Origin of the sequence: Mesobacillus sp. MER 48, from assembly GCF_023714225.1 — a bacterium.
Classification (GTDB): domain Bacteria; phylum Bacillota; class Bacilli; order Bacillales; family Cytobacillaceae; genus Mesobacillus; species Mesobacillus oceanisediminis_A.
Window position 1 is genome coordinate 130,681 of the sequence record NZ_JAMAUR010000004.1, and the last position, 18,142, is coordinate 148,822.

The window sequence follows — 18,142 nt, forward strand, 5'->3', positions numbered from 1 at the left end:
AAAATAGATATATAAAACAAGAAAAAAGCCAATCCCCTTCCTTTATCAGAAAGGGGATTGGCTATTTGATTAGAGGACGGAAAGAAAATCTTAGAATCGGCAGATTTTCAGTGGCCTCGTATTGTACCGGGGTCATTTTATTTAATCCCCATTGATAACGGTGATGATTATATTCTTCGATTACTCGATCTACTTATTTCTTTACATCCTTCAAATTATCAAGTGATTTATACTCTGCTAAATCTTTAAAATGTCCAAAGAAACTCTCCATTGGTGCGTTATCCCAACAGTTTCCCTTTCGGGACATTGATTGAGTTAAGCCAAGCTTTTTCACTTTGCTTTGGAATAGAGGATGCGTATAGTGCATACCTTGGTCAGAATATAACATGGCTTCTGGATGAAAATGATTGCCAACAGCTGCCTCCAACTTTTTCAACGTCTTATAGACGATGTCCATCTCTAATGACGTGGACAGGTGATACGCAATAATTTCCCTTGCAGCTCCGTCCTTTACGCAGGATAAATATGCTTTTTGCCCCTTTCCATAATAAAGATAAGTAATGTCAGTAAGCAGGACTTTCCCTGGTTCCTCCTGATTGAATTTACGGTTTAGAAGGTTAGGGCAGGTTCGATGTTCCTGGGTTGCCTTGGCCATCTTACGATAAGGATTGGCTTTCCTTACTTTTGTTTCAAGATTATATTTTGCCATCAAACGCCTTATCTTCTTGTGGTTCATTACTGCTGAATAATCATTCTCCATGATCATTTTAATCTGGAGGGCACCTACTTTTTCTTTTTTGCTTATGAATATTTCTTGGATTAACTCTATATCCAATTCATCCGCTCGTCACGTTGAGCCCGTAAAAGTGCAGCCTTCAACCAATCTCGGCTGACACCTGCCAGTTTACACAGGTAGGAAACAGCTTTCTTTAACTGATGTATTCTTATCGTTTTCTCAATCAGAGAAAACTTCTCAGCTTCCGTTAAAATCGTTTCTTCTTCAACACCTGCCTTTCTAATTCTTCCAGCTTTTTTAGGAAGTCATTCTCTGCCTCAAGGAATTTAATTCTTGCCTCAGCTTCCTTAATTTCTCTTCTACGGAAAGATGCCTTGAAGAAGGGCGTCCAGTACTCCCTTTGCCTCTACGTTCCGTAAGGAAACCTTCCTCTCCAAACCTTTCATAAGAATCCCTCCAACGCTTAAGACAACGTTTGGGTTGTTCCTTACCGATCATGTCTAGGTCAAAGCCTTGTTCAATAAAGATTTGCGATGGTGTTTTTCCACTTTTGTAATCCGTAACTGCTTTTAGCTTAAACTCAGGACTATAGGAGATTGACCTTTCAGAAGCGCTCAAAACATTAGGATTCTTCTCAAGCTCTTTAATTTGGAATTCATTATAGATATTCTTACTCATAATAATCCTCCGCCCACTTTCATTAAATCTATTGAAACACAAAAAACCCCGGATAGGGGCACTTTTTTATCAGTGTCCGCTATCCGGGGTATAGTTCAAACTTCCAACATGGGTTTTTTTCTTATTTACGATGGAAATTCATTACTAAAAAACGGTAATACTAAAAAGGCAGCTCAAAGAGTTTGAATTCAAAAATATCTGTTATCTTTTAATTTAAATATAGGGGTGATATCAATAAATGATTCATCATCATTATTTGTGATTTAGCACAAAAAAAAGGAAAACACTTTTGAATTCCTGGCAATAATGTTAGTTAGCCAACAAACATTAGGAGGTTTTCACGTGTTTTCCGTGTTACTAGAATTGCCAGAATTTGAAGTTGTTAATCAAGAAATTTTTTCTACTCATTATTTAGTTCATGTCGAGACAAAGACAGAAGAGGAACGCTGCCCTCATTGCGGCTTTCACTCATCAATTGTCCACGACAAGAGGACAAGAAAAGTACGGGATTTATCTGTACTTAATAAGCCTTTATTTTTAATGGTCTGTGTTAAAAGATATCGATGCCAGAATTGTGAAGAAGTGTTTTCAGTTTCTTATGAATCTGTTGCTTCCCACCAGCACTACACCAATCGCTTTCGTCAGTTTATCTATGAACAAGTTCTTGGGACAACCATTCAAGATATTAGCCGAAAATACCAAATTGCTTACTCCACAGTTGAGCGCATTTTCTATTCAGTCGCTGCCGAAAAGGCTAGGGATCATCAAGCCGCCATCGAAGAAAAACAGGCTAATCAAGAAATCACGTTGAGTCTTGATGAAGTCGCTGTTCGCAAAGGACATAAATATGAAACCGTCCTGTATGATGCCAATTTAGGAGCTGTCATGGGCATGCATCAGCACCGTGATTTTCATTCAACTTTGGAACTCTTATCTTTAAAGGTCTTTCATCCCGAACAGGTCAAGAACGTTGTGGTAGACATGTGGGATCCCTTTCATAAAGCCATCCGAACGGCTTTTCCAACTGCCCAAATCATTGTCGATAAGTACCACGTTGTTCAAAAAGTTATTCAAGCGTTAGACCAAGTTCGCAAGAAAATACCCGGCTTAAAGAAAGCTCGATTTCATCTCCTGAAAAGTTATGAAAATGTAAAGCAAAAGCATCGTGAACGACTAGATGAATTATTAGATACACACGAAAGTCTTGCTTATGGGTATTATCTTAAAGAGCTATTCAGAGACTTCTATAAATCAAAGGATTATGAAACAGCCGACCATTTATTAAGAGAGTGGATTAAATTAGCTTGGAGTAGCCCATTTCCATCCTTTCATGACGTGGCTAAAACGATTGAAAACTGGCGAGACCAAATTCTGCAATACTTTAAAACACCGTACACAAATGGGCGCACTGAAGGCACGAATCATAAAATCAAAAACATTAAACGGCGAGCTTATGGATATAGAAACCTTCATCGGTTTAGAACACGTGTATTTTTAGAGTGTACAGGACAGACTTATGAGAAACAGGGATTCTAGCCCCTCCTTCTTCAGCATTATGGTGGATAATAGTTGGTGGAAAAGATGCCGTCAAGGAAAGCACTTGACCGCATCTTTTCCACCAACTGGCCGGTCTGTAAGCTGAAGAAGGAGAGATTGTGAGTAGCTCTAATCTAGCTAACTTATTACCGGAATTTTTTCTAAATCACAAACAATGGTGAAGAGACCAATAAATAATATATTTGAAAATCTTAAGGAAATACGTTTATTAGAAGATAAGCTCTATCATTTAGAATTAAATGGTTGGCTAAAAAATGAGTTTTTAACTTGGGAATGGTGGATATTAGTCGTTTTTTTAATTGTGCCTTGGGTTATATGGGCTAAACTTGTTAAACGAGACATTATTTTAGAAATTTTGTTATTTGGTACAATAATTATGATGACAACACCTTATTAGATGTAGTTGGTGCACAATATAGTTTTTGGGATTACCCCATTGATTCCTACCTATTAATCCTCGGGCCTTTCCTTTTGATTTTTCAATGGTACCTGTAGCTTACATGTTGTTATATCAATATTTTAGAACATGGAAATCTTTTATTTTAGCCCAGATCATTATGGCCCTAACATATGCCTTTATAGGTGAACCCTTTTGCGAGTGGGTCAAACTTGTTAATTATTTAGAGTGAGATACAGATATTCATTCATATATTACATCATTGTTGGAATTGTAACTCGAGCTTTAATACTAAAACTAGCCTCTTTTTCTAAATCTTAAGATTTACAACTAAGTAAAGTGAAATGACCAATATTAAATCTACAGTCCAACCATTTTTATTTTTCTTGAAAATTAGGGATAACTCAGTTTCCTTGTTTAACAATTCTTTCCTTATAGTGTTGCTGATAACAAAAAAATTGGTAATATTTTTATCTTAAAACTAGCTCCGTACTACTAAAATAATTTGATATTTACCACCTTAATCAACTCAAAAATGTAAGGAGTCTGTATATCCTTTCATAAGTTAGCCGAATTTAAATTAGAGAACTCAAAAAAAGGATAATTTAACGGGAGGAAAAGCACATTGGAAGAAATTAACATTAGTTTCCTGACGATCAAAGTTATCGTAGGTTTTGTCGCTTTATTTTTTATTATTATCATCACAGGCAGAACATCTATCTCTCAGTTAACCCCGTTTCACTTAGTTTTTATATTAGTACTTGGGGATTTTTTGGGAAATACCATTTATGAAGATAAGGTAAGGACTTTTCATTTTTTATATGCCATCGGATTGTGGACTCTTCTCATGTTGGGGATAGAGTTTATAACTCTAAAAAACAAATCGGCACGTTCTCTCTTTTTAGGCAATCCTAATATCATCATTCGGAATGGTGTCATCGACAGAAAGTTACTTAAAAAGAACAAATTGGATATAAATCAGGTATTGAGTTTGCTTCGACAAAATAATGTTTTTTCAGTTCGTGAAGTCAAATACGGTATATTGGAAGCTAATGGGCAATTAAGCATATTATTAAAATCTAAGTATCAAAAACCAGAAAAGCAAGATTTTAATCTTCCAGAAAGTCCAGTAGACCTCCCAACATCGTTAATTATAGATGGAGAAATTTTATGGGATAACTTACATGAACACGGCTTTGATAAACAGTGGTTACATAACAAATTAACTGCTAATGGATATGAAAATGAAAAGCGTATACTCTACGCAGATTGGCGAGAGAGTGAAGGTATACATATAAGCCCTAAATAAAATTGTTCTTTTATAACCTGAATACATTAAACAAGTAACTTCAACGAAAACCTAAACAATTTTGTAACGTCTATGTAGGCTAATGTTTTAATGAATCGGATAAAAGGTAATATAAACAATACTCAAATAGTTGTCGGTCACTTCCGTAAAAATACGTAGCCATATAAGACCAACAACAATAAGGTGAACGAGATCACAAACTAAGATACACCATAATGTAAACGCTAGAATAAAATTGACAGTTTTCGCTTGGTTAGATTTTACACTTTTGCTCTATCAGCCTAAAACTTTAGTAAAATAGTTTGCGACGTTATTTTACTGGAGGTTAGGATTTTGGAGGAGAAATTAGTGTTGTATGTAAAGATACAGGAATTACATAAACGAAAATTTAAAGTAACAAAAATCGCTAAGGAGCTTAAGATCTCGAGGCCAACTGTCTATAAATATTTGGATATGACATTGGATGAAGCAAAAGCTTTCACTGAACAACTTCATGGCAAGAAAAGGAAATTAGACGGCTATAAAGACTGGATACTTGCCTGGTTAGAAGAGTACCCGCACCTGAGTGGTGCACAAATCCATGACTGGCTCCTTGAGAGATACCCCGATCTGGAGGTCGGTGGAAGTACTGTGAGAACTTATGTAAAAGAAGTCAGGGAAATCTATCAGATAGAGAAGAGAGTGATTGTTCGTCAATACGAAGCAGTTCCTGAACAACCAATGGGTAAACAGCTTCAGGTAGATTGGGGTGAAACAAAGCAGAAGACTACTGACAACAAGGAGATTAAGCTGTATTTCATTGCGTTTGTCATGGTTCACTCAAGGCAGAAATATATGGAATGGCAGATACGCCCTTTCACTACTAGAGATGCAATCCGGTGTCATGAAAATGCATTTCAATTTTATGGAGGACGCACGGAAGAAATCGTATATGATCAGGATCACTTAATCGCAGTCAGTGAGAATGCAGGACAGTTGCTTTTAACAGCTGAGTTTCAAAGTTATGTGAATGAACGTTAGTTTAAAGTTCACCTCTGCAGGAGAGCTGACCCGGAATCTAAGGGCATGATTGAAAATGTGGTGAAGTACATAAAAGGTAATTTCGCAGACAGTCGAGTGTTTAGCGACATAGAGGATTGGAATCAACGGGCATTACAATGGCTCCAGCGTACCGGGAACCATCAGGTTCATCAAACAACGAAAAAAAGACCAGCAGAAGTGTTTCTCCTCGAAAAGCAACACTTACAGCCAGTCTCTTCATTACTTTCATATGAAAGTACCAATAATCAAAGTATAACAAGAAGTGTAAGTAAGGACAACACGATCCGTTATAAGTCAAACCGTTATTCCGTCCCACTTGGGACCTATCAAACAAACTCTGAAAGTCTAGTTTTAATTGAAGTTAAAGGTGGAGAACAACAAACGCTTGTAATTCGGAAACAGGCAGAAGGTGAAATCATCGCCGAGCATGGTATCAGCATAGAGAAAGGAAAGCTAATTCAAAATCGCAATCATACACGTGATCGCTCAAAAGGAGTTGAAGAGTTTAAACAACGTTTGATTTTCTCTTTTAAAGATCAGAAACAGGCAGCTGTATATTTTGATGAGATCAGTAAAAGATACCCGAGGTATCGACGGGATCAGTTCGACATCATTCACCAGATGATTCAAAAGTATCCAGAGTTTATTGATACCGTTATGACCAAGTGTATGACAGAAAGACTGTATAGTGCCAACGATTTTCGTGATATTGCACATCACCTTCATACATCGAATCATCAGCCAGTAAAGGAGATAGAATCCCATTATGCCAAACCAGCAAAACATTCCGATATCAAGGCCTCTACTCGATCCCTAAATACCTATACTAGAATTTTAGGAGGTCGCGTACGATGAATAGAACAGTGAATGAACTGCAGGATCAATTTCGTCAGTTACGATTAGCAGAAACCGCGGAGGAGTTACCACAGCTTCTTCGCGAAGCTGAAAAGGCTTCATGGACATACTTGGAGTTTTTGGAGTCTATTACGCGATATGAATTAGCAAAACGTGAAGCGAAAAGTCTAGAAAAAAGAATGAAATGGGCACGCTTCCCTTTCGTGAAGCCATTAGATGAGTTTGAACTGGAAGGGCAAAACGTTCTGACTGCCCGTCAGTTAACCCAACTCAGAGAGTTAAGCTGGCTGGAGCAGCAGTACAACTTAATACTGCTAGGTCCACCCGGCATTGGTAAAACATATATCGCGATTGGATTGGGGCTCGAAGCCGTTCACAGAGGATTCAATGTTTACTTCGTCACGATGGGTGAACTTGTCCAGCTCTTAAAGACGGAAGAATATCTGAACAAATCAAAGGTACAACTCAAACGGCTCAGAAGTGCTGATCTAGTAATTATCGATGATTTGATGTATATGGCGATGGATCAGAGAGAGGCGAACCTATTCTTTCATTTAATTAACCATTTATACGATTCGAAGTTCGATCGTTCTGACCTCAAATAAAAGTCCGGATGAATGGGGCAATTTAATTGGAGATCAAGGCATTACTACGGCCATTTTGGATCGGTTACTTCATCATGTGGAAGTCATTCATGGAAGAGAGGATGAGGAAAGTCATCGTATGAGAAATCGGAAAAGCATATTTTCAGCAGAAGTGTAAAAAGGAAATGAGCAAAAAGTGTAAAATTCGACTTGACGTCTACACATAATGTTCAAACAAGAAATAATGTCCATACATATTCTTATCTTAATCATCAAATTAAGTTCCCAATTTGGCTATACTTTTACTCAACAACTTGGCCCGATACACAAAGAAAGAGCCCAATTCATATTCCAGAAATGCGCCCAATTGTTGAAGATTGATGAATTTTTAAGGACTAGCAAATGCATAATACTTTTGATATTTCATTTCAAATATTTAACTATTAGTCATGGTTTTCTTAAGAAGTCATTGCGTCTGCTTTCGTTTCATGAACAGTACCAAATGGATGCTCAGGCGGGGCATAGATAGTATAAAGTTTAAGTGGTTTATCCCCCGTATTGGTTAGATTGTGCCATTTACCAGCAGGTACCATGATTGCATAATCATCATAAACTCTTTCTTGAAAATATAAATTATCTTTAGTATCACCCATTTGAACGATTCCTTGCCCCTCTTCAATACGTAAGAATTGATCAACTGTAGGATGAACTTCTAAACCGATGTCTTCCCCAACATTGATACTCATCACAGTAACTTGCAAATTACTTCCTGTCCATAAGGCTGTTCGAAATGTACGGTTTTGCTTAGTAGCCTCGTCAATATTCACTACAAATGGTTCTTTTCCATAATCTTTTAATTCAATGCTGCTTTCCTCATTTAATGAATGCAAATAACCGTACTCTATCTCATCAGTAAAAGCGCGGTACACAGGCTGTCTTCCATAGATATACATTGGTATGTTGACGTAATAAGGATGTGAATACATATTGCTCTTTCCCTTCACAGATTTATCTTACATGCAGTACCTGCCTTTTAGATAACAGAAGGAATGTTATTTTTAATTATGACAGGTTTACATTTGTCAGATTTTTGGAGAAACAATTTCCAATGCAACCAATTCTGGCGCAGGATATCCACCTTCTATATGGTCAGGAAGTGTTCCAACATCCACAATTAAAACAAAAGATATAGCAGATTTCCCTTGGGCAGTTGAAAATTTAGATATACCTAAGTCAGAAATTCAAGGTTTTATTCCACTGTCAATTGATGATGTGGTTGCAATAGCGAATCGTGAGGGTATACATCCAAGTTATACTGTAAACATTCCAAACTGAAAAGAAGGCTACAATAACCATATGAAGTCTCCTGTATAACTGTTGGTTAAAGTTATACATTATGTGGGACGTCTTTCCCTTTCTCCAAAATAAAGGTCGAAATGTTTTGAATTATATATGGACATTTATAGTCGACTAGTTCTGGACAGGCAATACCATCCACTTTCGGAATTTTAAGGGTGTCAAAAACACCTAATTTAAGGAGGAGTATTAGCGATACAGGTATTACCCCAATAAACTCTGGTGTATTCTTCTAAGACTTTAGGATAACATTCAGGACAGTACCTTCTGTTAAAGTGAAGTGGACTTATAGGTGACACTGAAAGTCGACTTTTTTCAGAAAAAATCCCACAGGAAATACACATATTCATGTTCCTTTTCAAAAAAACAACCCCTTAATTTCATCTTTTCGAAAAACCTAAACTATAATATGTTCCACTATTGTCCTATGTATAGGCATTTTCCCTGTAAATTTTCTTATTTGGTTTATCACCTATAGACCTTTTTCAAATGGTGTTCTTGTGAATCCCTTCAATTAAGAAGGTTGTTAGACCGACAGTTGAGATAGCTACACATGAATAAAGAAAGTTATCTACTTTCAGTACAGTAAATCCTGCTAATACAATGATTCCATCAATGAGTATTATTATAAGTGCTATATTTATGGAAAAAGTTTGAGAAATAATTTTGGCAAGTAGATCAGTTCCTCCAGTGCTTGTCTTATATCGAAGCATTAGCCCAACACCTGTTCCGATTATTGTACCTCCGATTAGTGCACTTGAAAGGTCGGAAATGAAAAATTGAGAACGAAGAGGAGCAAGCAAATCAATAAATAAAGAGGAGACCAACAAGCCTTGCAAATTACTAAAAAAGTATTCTCTGTTATTTATTGAGGAAATTATACAAATAGGGATACTTAATCCAATCAAGGTTATTCCTGTTGACAAATCAAAATAGTAATGAAGCAATAAAGCAATCCCAAGAATTCCACCATCTATTAAATGATTAGGAATTAAAAACGCATTTACTCCAATTCCTAATAACAAACTGCCAATAAAAATAGCTATTAATTTCTGAAAAATAACGATCACCTTATCCCTTATTTTTAATCTAATAATATGTAGCAATCTTGAAATTAAGAATAGGGTATAGATGTTAGGCAGAGACAATGGGTGAGTGGGATTTTACCTAAATAGGGATTTTCTATAAAAAAATTTTTAAAGTCTATGGATACTTTTCTTCATAAAGTTGAATTGAAAAGTGATGTAATGTCCAAAAGTTTTTTTGATTTCTGGCAGCCAAGCAAAGAGGAACAAATAACTTTTTCCTTTTCAACTCCATCAGCTTTATTGACTAATATAATCTAGTCAATAAAGCTGACGGCTCTTTCAATTCGTACAGTGCGACAAAAAATGGCAAACTTCAGGAAATACCGACAAAGGCCCTTATCTACTAACATTATTCAATATTATTGATTCATTAGAAATTGAATAATGATGTATATTTAATATTTATCTTAAGAATATTTGAACTGACTAACAATGTATTTATGTTTTTTGCAAAAGTCAATAAGTTTTTCACCAAATATTCAAAACAATGTTGTTCTAATTTGTTATCCCTTCATCGAGTATTTAAGCAGTAACTCACTCTTCTAGTGTTACGTTATAAGCTAAAAACCAATTTACACCTATTCGTTTACTTCATATGTGTTAACAATTAATGAATGATCAGCTTCTCTAACCGAAGCGTAGAAAATATTATTGATTCGATCATATCCCTTTCTTTTTAGTTCTTTATTTAGCCACTCTTCATTCCTGTTGATTAATTTTAAATTGCGTTTTTGTACTTTTCCCTCAATTACAACAGCTATGGGTAATCCATAGTATTCCACTTTCATATGTAAATCTTTTGGAGTAATAGGAGCTAACTCTTTCTTCGGCAAAACACTAAGTTCACCAGTTGCTTCCAAAATTACGTATTCAATATCCCGAATATCCGGATAACCTGATGTTCTTAAATTTGACAACAGCTCAGATAAAGGATATCTACTTTTCCTTAAGTTTCTAAATACTATTTTACCGTGTTTAATTAGAATAGTCGGTTTTCCTATAATAAAAGGATTTAGCCAGTTTAATAAACTTAATTTTGATATGACTAGATGAACGCATGTTATAACAATGATGCCAATAATCCCCTCTGTCACTCCATTTACTTTAATGGATCCAAAAGCTAAATAAGATAAAAAAAGAATCGCTCCAAAATCGTGAGGCGTAAGTTGTGCTAGTGCTGATTTTCCTAAAATTTTTACTGCCGCAATAAACGCAATATATAAAAAAATTAATTTAACTAAAAAAATAGACACTTCTCACACCTCACAAAAACTTATCTTAGTCTAAATTCGACGAATTTTTTATTTCTTAACTAAAGATTCGATTTAAGAGGATGCTGTATTTTACAGAGAAAAAGTACACAAAGTTGTAATTACGCATACAGAGTATTACAACTTGAAACGAAGCTCTATAGTCACGCCCCTTTAGCCAAGAAGTCAGCAGCCTCAAGGCTTATCTATGCTATGGAGATGAGTATGCCACCTCTCCGTGTAAAAAAAAATTTGTCTTTGCGGAACTCTGCACTTTTTTTGCAAAACACAGATACTAATGCCACTTTTTTGTCATGCGCCACAAGATAAATAAAAATAAGCGGAATAAACATTATCCTTTTAATATAGACGACACTTTATCAATGGCTTCTTGTAGTTTTTCACTATTTTTAGTGTACATTTGCTTAGCTTCCGTTGATTCCGTTCCTAAAGCAAACAGTTCTAAATCCGCCTGGCATTTTTTCAGGGTGGAAAGGATTAACGGCCTTTCTTGAGGGGATGCAACTTGGAGTTTATCGTCAAATAAATCAACTGTTAATTCTCCATAAGAATTGACCTGTCCTAGGAATACATTTTCAATTGTAACCCCTAGTTTTTCTAATTCAGTGTGTAACCAATCCCGACTTCGACCAATGGTGGCAAGTGGCTCATCCATGACTTCACCATCCATAATGACGGTTTGAGGCTCCTTGACAGAAGGAACGATCAAATTTAAATCTTTTGCTGTTAAAGGCTGATTCTCTTTTTTTAACATCACGGATAGATCCCCAGTTGGCTCCAACACTGCAAACTCAACATCAGCTACTTGAAAAACGTCTTTTCTTCGAAGCAATTCTAATAACTCATCTGTTGTATATCTTTCTTTCTTGAGATTATCTTCCATAATTTTACCATCTTTAATAAATACAGACCCTTTCCCTTCGACTAAATCTCGAAACTTTTTATTTTTTAAGGAAAGCAAACCAGCTAAAAAGGGGATTGCTGCAAAGACGACAATTCCAATGATTCCGTGAAAAATGTTTCGCTCAAGTCCCATGGCAACTTCTGCGCCAATGCTACCAATGGTGATACCGTTAACATATTCAAAAAATGATAATTCAGAAATTTGCTTCTTTCCTAACCATTTTGTAATCAAAAACAGAACAACGACAAAAATAATTGATCGTACCGCAATATCTAACCATCCAGGCATTGCTTTTACACCTCCTGTTAAAATTAGAAACCTTTATACTGGAATTCTTCTCGCTCTAATTCACCAACTCGATTTTTTAATTCAGTTACCACCTCATGTACAACCATCATTGTTTCATGCAATGTTCGTTTTGATTCAATATTCTCAGTACGGAGCGCTATAGTAGATAAAGCTGCTTCCATGCTTTTAAGGCTGGCAAGCGACTGTTTTAGATCTGATGCGATTGTCATTTATAAGTCTCCTTTATCCTTTTGGTTTGAAAATTATAGCACCTAACATACCAAATACAATGGATGCGGAAATACCAGAGCTTGTTACCTCGAACATACCTGTTAGCACTCCCACTAGGCCGTGTTTATCAGCCTCTTGCATAGCGCCATGTACAAGAGAATTTCCAAAGCTTGTAATAGGAACTGTTGCTCCCGCACCGGCAAAATCAATCAATGGTTCATATAATCCAAACCCATCTAGAAGGGCACCAATGACTACAAGAGCACTTAAAGTATGTCCGGGTGTCAATTTAAATACATCAAACATAATTTGACCAATCACACAAATTAAACCACCTACAACAAATGCCCAAAAATAAATCATGTTTATTGTTCACCTCCATATTCAATTGAAACTGCATGGGCAATACAAGGAATCGTTTCGTTTTGCTGAAAGGACAACGGCGATAGTAAAGCACCCGTGGCTACAACTAACATTCGTTTAAATTCGCCTTTTTTCATTCGGTTTAATAAATGGCCGTACACCACTGTTGCTGAACATCCTGCGCCACTTGCCCCCGCGAGAACGGGTTGTCCCTCCCGATAAATCATAAGGCCGCAATCCTGATACTGTTCTTTACTGATAGGGGTTCCATGCTTTTTAAATAGATCCATTGAAACCTCCTGCCCTATTTGACCAAGATCTCCAGTAACAATTAAATCGTAATAAGATGGTTCAATATTTCTTTCCTTTAAATGCGCTTCGATGGTATCAACGGCAGCTGGTGCCATAGCTCCCCCCATATTGAATGGATCGGTTAGCCCCATATCAATTACTCGGCCTATTGTGGCAGAAGTTACGCGAGGCCCCTCTCCGGAATCACTTAATAAAGCTGCACCAGCACCAGTAACCGTCCATTGAGCGGTAGGGGGTTTTTGCCCACCATATTCTGTTGGATAACGGAATTGTTTTTCAACTGCTGTGTCATGACTTGACGCACCCGTTAAAATATATTTAGCTCCTTTAGTATTGACGATATAGGCACTTAAAGCTAACCCTTCCATAGAAGTAGAACAGGCGCCGAACAAACCAAAATATGGTGCTCCAATGGTCCTACTAGCAAAACTTGTTGGAGTAATTTGATTGATTAGATCACCTGCAAAGATAAATTGCACTTCATCCTTTTGGATTCCCCCTTTTTCCATTGCTTTATGACAAGCCTCTTCAAAAAGGATTTTATGTGCCTTTTCATAAGAATCCTGTCCGATCCATAAATCCGCATGAAGGAGATCGAAATCCTCTGGGATGGCCCCATTTGCTTCAAATGGCCCACCAACCGTGCCAGTAGAAATAATGACAGGTTTTTGTTCGAAAATCCATGTACGATGGCCAGCTAACATTACAAACCACCCCATCTTATTAATATGGTCTTTATTAGAGCAATAACAAATGCTGAAAAAACACCAAATACTATGACTGAACCTGCTAATTTAAATATATTGCCACCTACACCCAGCACAAATCCTTCAGTTCGATGTTCAATGGCAGCTGATATGACGGCATTGCCAAATCCAGTAACGGGCACGGCTGACCCAGCCCCTCCAAATTGGGCAATTCGATCATATACTCCAAAACCTGTAAGAAGCATAGCGATAAAAATTAAAGTCCCCACTGTTGGATTTCCAGCTGTTTGATCTGTAAAATCAAAATAATAAATATAAAAGTCTTGAATAAGCTGGCCAATAAGGCAAATAAGACCGCCTGTAAAAAACGCCTTAACGCAATTTTGGATGACTGGCCTTTTTCTTTCCCGATTTTTTTGAATGGTTTGATATTCCTGTTGAACAGGCGTTAATTGTTTCTTTTTATTGTTTGCCATAGACCTAACCTTCCTCTTATGTTTGTTCCTTCATGAGCTTTTTTATGTTGTTGAAATCTTTTTTTAAGTCTTTCATATTTGCGTTATCCTTTTGTAGCTTTTGTTCTAATTTTTCAAGTTCCCAAAACATTTTTTTATCAGAGGATACAATGACTTTAAGATTTGGATACATTTTTTCTATTACAGATTTTACTTCTTTTTCAATTTTCTTTAACCGAAAACGATTAAAGTTATCAACTTTTATTGCTGTAAACAGCTCTTTATCCGTATTTACTGCCTTTACATCTGAAATTTCTTCTTTGATAATAATCTTTTCTTTCGCATTATTGGCAATAGACTGATCAATGGGCTTATTTGTATGTACTTGTGAAATGTTTAAATCCTTATGGTTTTCATCCAATTGATTTTGATTGTTGTGACATCCTGTTCCAATCCCTATTACTACTAAGAATGAAAGAAAGATTTTTACTTTAGTTTTTTTGTTTTTCATGAAATCATCTCCATGCTTGACCTTTGTTTAAGGACTTAAAAAAGGTTGGCCTCTCAACCAACCTTTTTTAACTTCTAATTATTGTTGTTTGTATTGAGGTTCTTCTTGTTCGATTTGTTGGATACGTGGTTCTAAACTGTCGATAACAGACTGGGTTTGTTTAGCAGCGTCTTGGTAAATTTGCTGTGCTTGTTGGTTGTCAGTACCAAGAGCAAACGTTTCAAAGCTTGCTTGTGCACTTTTTAATCCTGCTAATGTTTGTTTAACTTGAGCAATTACTGTCATGATAATTTCCTCCTTGAATTTTTTTTACTCTTTTATATTGCTTTATGGAGAATTTTTTATTCAGTGATTTTTGGGAAATTTAAATCTAAATTATTTTTGACGTATAGCTCCATTTTTCCGATAATAACCCCTTTTCCATATCCCCATCATTTCTTCTATTTCTCGTTGACAGCAATAGGCCTTATAACTTTTCATTTTTTCTTTTCTCAATTTCAATTTCTTTTACACCCCTACCTTTATAAAATAAGATGATTGTATTTCCTGAAAGGACTAGAATATTTTTCCCATTTTTCGGATATTATCCCAAAGTTTCAAGGATTTTTCCCTCTTAATCATCCTATTTGTGGGTAACTTATATTATTTAACATTGAAAATGTAATTACAAAGATAAACGCATGCATTTATCGCCGTATCAAGGGTTTGTCTACTACATATAAAGGAACTGTTTTGTTATTAAACATCAAATTTTTCATACATTTTAGAAGGTGAAAAAATGACAACAAAACAAAAAAAAGAAAAGCCTTATCAACGTTCAACCGTTAAAAACAAAAAAGGACATTCAAGAAATAAAACTTGGGATTAAACTGGGAGACAAAAGGAACAACCAAAAATCCGAGATTGGGCGAAAGAGATGTATTGCTATATTTGATGGGGATTAATACAGAATTACAGGTAGGTGACATTGTCAAATTAAAAGTCGGAGATGTGAAAGGGAATAATTATTTTTATATTCTGGAAGGCAAGACAACAAAAAACAGAAAGTAAATATTAGTATGCTTTCTGGAATAGAATTGATAAAAAAATTGGATACATAATTGTTTCAAACTAAAAAGAGTCAATTTCTCTACATAAGAATACAGGGAAAACGTGTTTATAATACTCATAAGAAGGTATGATAAAGAAGGAATTGGCAAACTTTGCACCAAAGATTTACTGTAAGCAAGTTTCTTTTTTCGATAGGTTTTTAAAATTGTGTTTTAATCAAATGTTCAATTATGGCTCTTATCACACCTAGATGATATGTTTGGTAATGAATACCATCATTGAAGATGTCGTACAAAAAATATATTGACAGCTTAAAAAGTACCCGAAACCACACATCGTAACGGACCATATTAAATGCAACTGGTGATTTATATTCATTTTTTATATTTAAAATCAAAAACTTCTTCCCTTTAAGCGACTCCTGTCCTTCTTAATTAACTGATAATAATAGAATTCACTCTCAATCCTTCATTTTTAGGTTACTCAATATTTTTTTGAAATGATATTCTCGAATAGTAATGAGATATTAAATATAAAATAATGTAGATAGGAAAAGAATAAAGATATTTCCAATTTACAGGATTATATAATTTTATCCAAACCGCGAAAGGTTCACCAACAAAAGCACTAATGGTAGCAAAAATAATTGCCTTTATATAAGGGCTAGATATATTTTTATATTGAAGTAAAAACATAACAAATACAGGTAAAAGTGAAGTGTTCCAAGGCATTGAAGCAGGAATAAATGGTACAACTGCATATTGGTAGTACCAAAAACCGAGTTGAACTCCCAGTGAATCTAAAAAATTAGAAATAAACATAATAAAAAATCCAGCGGTTAAAGAATGAACTATACCCCGGATAGCGGACACTGATAAAAAAGTGCCCCTATCCGGGTTTTTTTGTGTTTCAATAGATTTAATGAAAGTGGGCGGAGGATTATTATGAGTAAGAATATCTATAATGAATTCCAAATTAAAGAGCTTGAGAAGAATCCTAATGTTTTGAGCGCTTCTGAAAGGTCAATCTCCTATAGTCCTGAGTTTAAGCTAAAAGCAGTTACGGATTACAAAAGTGGAAAAACACCATCGCAAATCTTTATTGAACAAGGCTTTGACCTAGACATGATCGGTAAGGAACAACCCAAACGTTGTCTTAAGCGTTGGAGGGATTCTTATGAAAGGTTTGGAGAGGAAGGTTTCCTTACGGAACGTAGAGGCAAAGGGAGTACTGGACGCCCTTCTTCAAGGCATCTTTCCGTAGAAGAGAAATTAAGGAAAGCTGAGGCAAGAATTAAATTCCTTGAGGCAGAGAATGACTTCCTAAAAAAGCTGGAAGAATTAGAAAGGCAGGTGTTGAAGAAGAAACGATTTTAACGGAAGCTGAGAAGTTTTCTCTGATTGAGAAAACGATAAGAATACATCAGTTAAAGAAAGCTGTTTCCTACCTGTGTAAACTGGCAGGTGTCAGCCGAGATTGGTTGAAGGCTGCACTTTTACGGGCTCAACGTGACGAGCGGATGAATTGGATATAGAGTTAATCCAAGAAATATTCATAAGCAAAAAAGAAAAAGTAGGTGCCCTCCAGATTAAAATGATCATGGAGAATGATTATTCAGCAGTAATGAACTACAAGAAGATAAGGCGTTTGATGGCAAAATATAATCTTGAAACAAAAGTAAGGAAAGCCAATCCTTATCGTAAGATGGCCAAGGCAACCCAGGAACATCGAACCTGCCCTAACCTTCTAAACCGTAAATTCAATCAGGAGGAACCTGGGAAAGTCCTGCTTACTGACATTACTTATCTTTATTATGGAAAGGGGCAAAAAGCATATTTATCCTGCGTAAAGGACGGAGCTACAAGGGAAATTATTGCGTATCACCTGTCCACGTCATTAGAGATGGACATCGTCTATAAGACATTGAAAAAGTTGGAGGCAGCTGTTGGCAATCATTTTCATCCAGAAGCCATGTTACATTCTGACCAAGGTATGCACTATACGCATCCTCTATTCCAAAGCAAAGTGAAAAAGCTTGGCTTAACTCAATCAATGACCCGAAAGGGAAACTGTTGGGATAACGCACCAATGGAGAGTTTCTTTGGACATTTTAAAGATTTAGCAGAGTATAAATCACTTGATAATTTGAAGGATGTAAAGAAATAAGTAGATCGAGTAATCGAAGAATATAATCATCACCGTTATCAATGGGGATTAAATAAAATGACCCCGGTACAATACCGGGGCCACTTATTAGCCTCATAGGCGCTTTTTTAAACTGTCCGTAAACGGGGGCACAGTTCAGAAACGCATGTACTCTTTTTTTTCTAAATATCCCCCATAAAATCCAAGGAATAATGGTCAATCCTACCCCAACCCACCATTGCCACGTGAACAGTACATGTTCTATCCATAACGTTTGTAGTTCTGTATTTGCCTCATGTGTTTG

13 protein-coding genes and 5 pseudogenes are annotated in these 18,142 nt (G+C 36.0%); 6 read left to right on the plus strand and 12 right to left on the minus strand.

Going from position 1 to position 18,142, the window contains the following annotated elements; genetic code table 11:
- Window positions 1-61: 61 nt before the first annotated feature.
- A pseudogene (locus tag M3593_RS15455) lies at window positions 62-1,414 on the minus strand (IS3 family transposase).
- A gap of 342 nt (window positions 1,415-1,756) precedes the next feature.
- Here M3593_RS15455 and M3593_RS15460 point away from each other — a divergent pair.
- The 4 genes and pseudogenes from M3593_RS15460 to istB all read left to right on the plus strand — a co-directional run bounded on the left by M3593_RS15460 (window position 1,757) and on the right by istB (window position 7,335).
- Window positions 1,757-2,950, plus strand: coding sequence for an ISL3 family transposase (locus M3593_RS15460; RefSeq protein WP_251545027.1), 1,194 nt, complete (start codon window positions 1,757-1,759; stop codon window positions 2,948-2,950).
- 1,043 nt (window positions 2,951-3,993) lie between these two features.
- The gene (locus tag M3593_RS15465) at window positions 3,994-4,677 is read left to right on the plus strand and encodes a DUF421 domain-containing protein (protein ID WP_251545028.1); all 684 of its coding nucleotides are present in this window, start codon (window positions 3,994-3,996) and stop codon (window positions 4,675-4,677) included.
- 348 nt (window positions 4,678-5,025) lie between these two features.
- Window positions 5,026-6,573 (plus strand): annotated as a pseudogene (gene istA, locus M3593_RS15470) (IS21 family transposase).
- Window positions 6,570-7,335: pseudogene (istB, locus tag M3593_RS15475) on the plus strand (IS21-like element helper ATPase IstB). Before istA ends, istB begins: the two co-directional pseudogenes overlap by 4 nt.
- Before the next feature lie 280 nt (window positions 7,336-7,615).
- Here the strand turns inward: istB and M3593_RS15480 are convergent.
- Entirely contained in the window at window positions 7,616-8,143 is a 528-nt protein-coding gene (locus tag M3593_RS15480) for a cupin domain-containing protein (RefSeq protein ID WP_251545029.1), read from the minus strand.
- Window positions 8,144-8,170: 27 nt separating this feature from the next.
- On the opposite strand from M3593_RS15480, the pseudogene M3593_RS15485 reads away from it, so the two are divergent.
- Window positions 8,171-8,486, plus strand: a pseudogene (locus tag M3593_RS15485) (PepSY-associated TM helix domain-containing protein); the annotation flags it as partial.
- Between the two features lie 512 nt (window positions 8,487-8,998).
- On the opposite strand, the gene M3593_RS15490 reads toward M3593_RS15485, so the two are convergent.
- The 10 genes from M3593_RS15490 to M3593_RS15535 all read right to left on the minus strand — a co-directional run bounded on the left by M3593_RS15490 (window position 8,999) and on the right by M3593_RS15535 (window position 16,565).
- A complete protein-coding gene (locus M3593_RS15490) occupies window positions 8,999-9,583 on the minus strand; it encodes a YitT family protein (protein ID WP_251545030.1) in 585 nt (194 codons plus the stop codon).
- 596 nt (window positions 9,584-10,179) lie between these two features.
- Complete coding sequence (locus tag M3593_RS15495) at window positions 10,180-10,854, minus strand: DUF421 domain-containing protein (RefSeq protein WP_251545031.1); 675 nt, start codon at window positions 10,852-10,854, stop codon at window positions 10,180-10,182.
- Between the two features lie 349 nt (window positions 10,855-11,203).
- Entirely contained in the window at window positions 11,204-12,064 is an 861-nt protein-coding gene (locus tag M3593_RS15500) for a DUF421 domain-containing protein (RefSeq protein WP_251545032.1), read from the minus strand.
- Between the two features lie 23 nt (window positions 12,065-12,087).
- The gene (locus tag M3593_RS15505) at window positions 12,088-12,294 is read right to left on the minus strand and encodes a DUF1657 domain-containing protein (RefSeq protein ID WP_251545033.1); all 207 of its coding nucleotides are present in this window, start codon (window positions 12,292-12,294) and stop codon (window positions 12,088-12,090) included.
- A gap of 13 nt (window positions 12,295-12,307) precedes the next feature.
- Window positions 12,308-12,658, minus strand: a complete 351-nt coding sequence (spoVAE, locus tag M3593_RS15510; protein ID WP_251545034.1) for a stage V sporulation protein AE — start codon at window positions 12,656-12,658, stop codon at window positions 12,308-12,310.
- A gap of 2 nt (window positions 12,659-12,660) precedes the next feature.
- A complete protein-coding gene (spoVAD, locus tag M3593_RS15515) occupies window positions 12,661-13,674 on the minus strand; it encodes a stage V sporulation protein AD (protein ID WP_251545036.1) in 1,014 nt (337 codons plus the stop codon).
- The gene (gene spoVAC / locus M3593_RS15520; protein ID WP_251545037.1) at window positions 13,674-14,153 is read right to left on the minus strand and encodes a stage V sporulation protein AC; all 480 of its coding nucleotides are present in this window, start codon (window positions 14,151-14,153) and stop codon (window positions 13,674-13,676) included. Before spoVAC ends, spoVAD begins: the two co-directional genes overlap by 1 nt.
- A 16-nt stretch (window positions 14,154-14,169) precedes the next feature.
- Window positions 14,170-14,643 (minus strand): YhcN/YlaJ family sporulation lipoprotein, encoded by a 474-nt coding sequence (locus M3593_RS15525; protein WP_251545038.1) that lies wholly within the window; start codon window positions 14,641-14,643, stop codon window positions 14,170-14,172.
- Window positions 14,644-14,721: 78 nt separating this feature from the next.
- Window positions 14,722-14,928, minus strand: a complete 207-nt coding sequence (locus M3593_RS15530; RefSeq protein ID WP_251545039.1) for a DUF1657 domain-containing protein — start codon at window positions 14,926-14,928, stop codon at window positions 14,722-14,724.
- Between the two features lie 1,244 nt (window positions 14,929-16,172).
- Window positions 16,173-16,565, minus strand: a complete 393-nt coding sequence (locus M3593_RS15535) for a CBO0543 family protein (protein ID WP_251665123.1) — start codon at window positions 16,563-16,565, stop codon at window positions 16,173-16,175.
- 72 nt (window positions 16,566-16,637) lie between these two features.
- Between M3593_RS15535 and M3593_RS15540 the strand changes: the two are divergent.
- Window positions 16,638-17,958, plus strand: a pseudogene (locus tag M3593_RS15540) (IS3 family transposase).
- Window positions 17,959-18,142 lie beyond the last annotated feature (184 nt).

Bases quoted from the DNA above. Each gene is read 5' to 3' on its own strand.
- M3593_RS15480 (WP_251545029.1), bottom strand. From the start codon at position 8,143: ATGTATTCACATCCTTATTACGTCAACATACCAATGTATATCTATGGA.
- M3593_RS15500 (WP_251545032.1), bottom strand. From the start codon at position 12,064: ATGCCTGGATGGTTAGATATTGCGGTACGATCAATTATTTTTGTCGTT.
- M3593_RS15505 (WP_251545033.1), bottom strand. From the start codon at position 12,294: ATGACAATCGCATCAGATCTAAAACAGTCGCTTGCCAGCCTTAAAAGC.
- spoVAE (WP_251545034.1), bottom strand. From the start codon at position 12,658: ATGATTTATTTTTGGGCATTTGTTGTAGGTGGTTTAATTTGTGTGATT.
- spoVAD (WP_251545036.1), bottom strand. From the start codon at position 13,674: ATGTTAGCTGGCCATCGTACATGGATTTTCGAACAAAAACCTGTCATT.
- spoVAC (WP_251545037.1), bottom strand. From the start codon at position 14,153: ATGGCAAACAATAAAAAGAAACAATTAACGCCTGTTCAACAGGAATAT.
- M3593_RS15525 (WP_251545038.1), bottom strand. From the start codon at position 14,643: ATGAAAAACAAAAAAACTAAAGTAAAAATCTTTCTTTCATTCTTAGTA.
- M3593_RS15530 (WP_251545039.1), bottom strand. From the start codon at position 14,928: ATGACAGTAATTGCTCAAGTTAAACAAACATTAGCAGGATTAAAAAGT.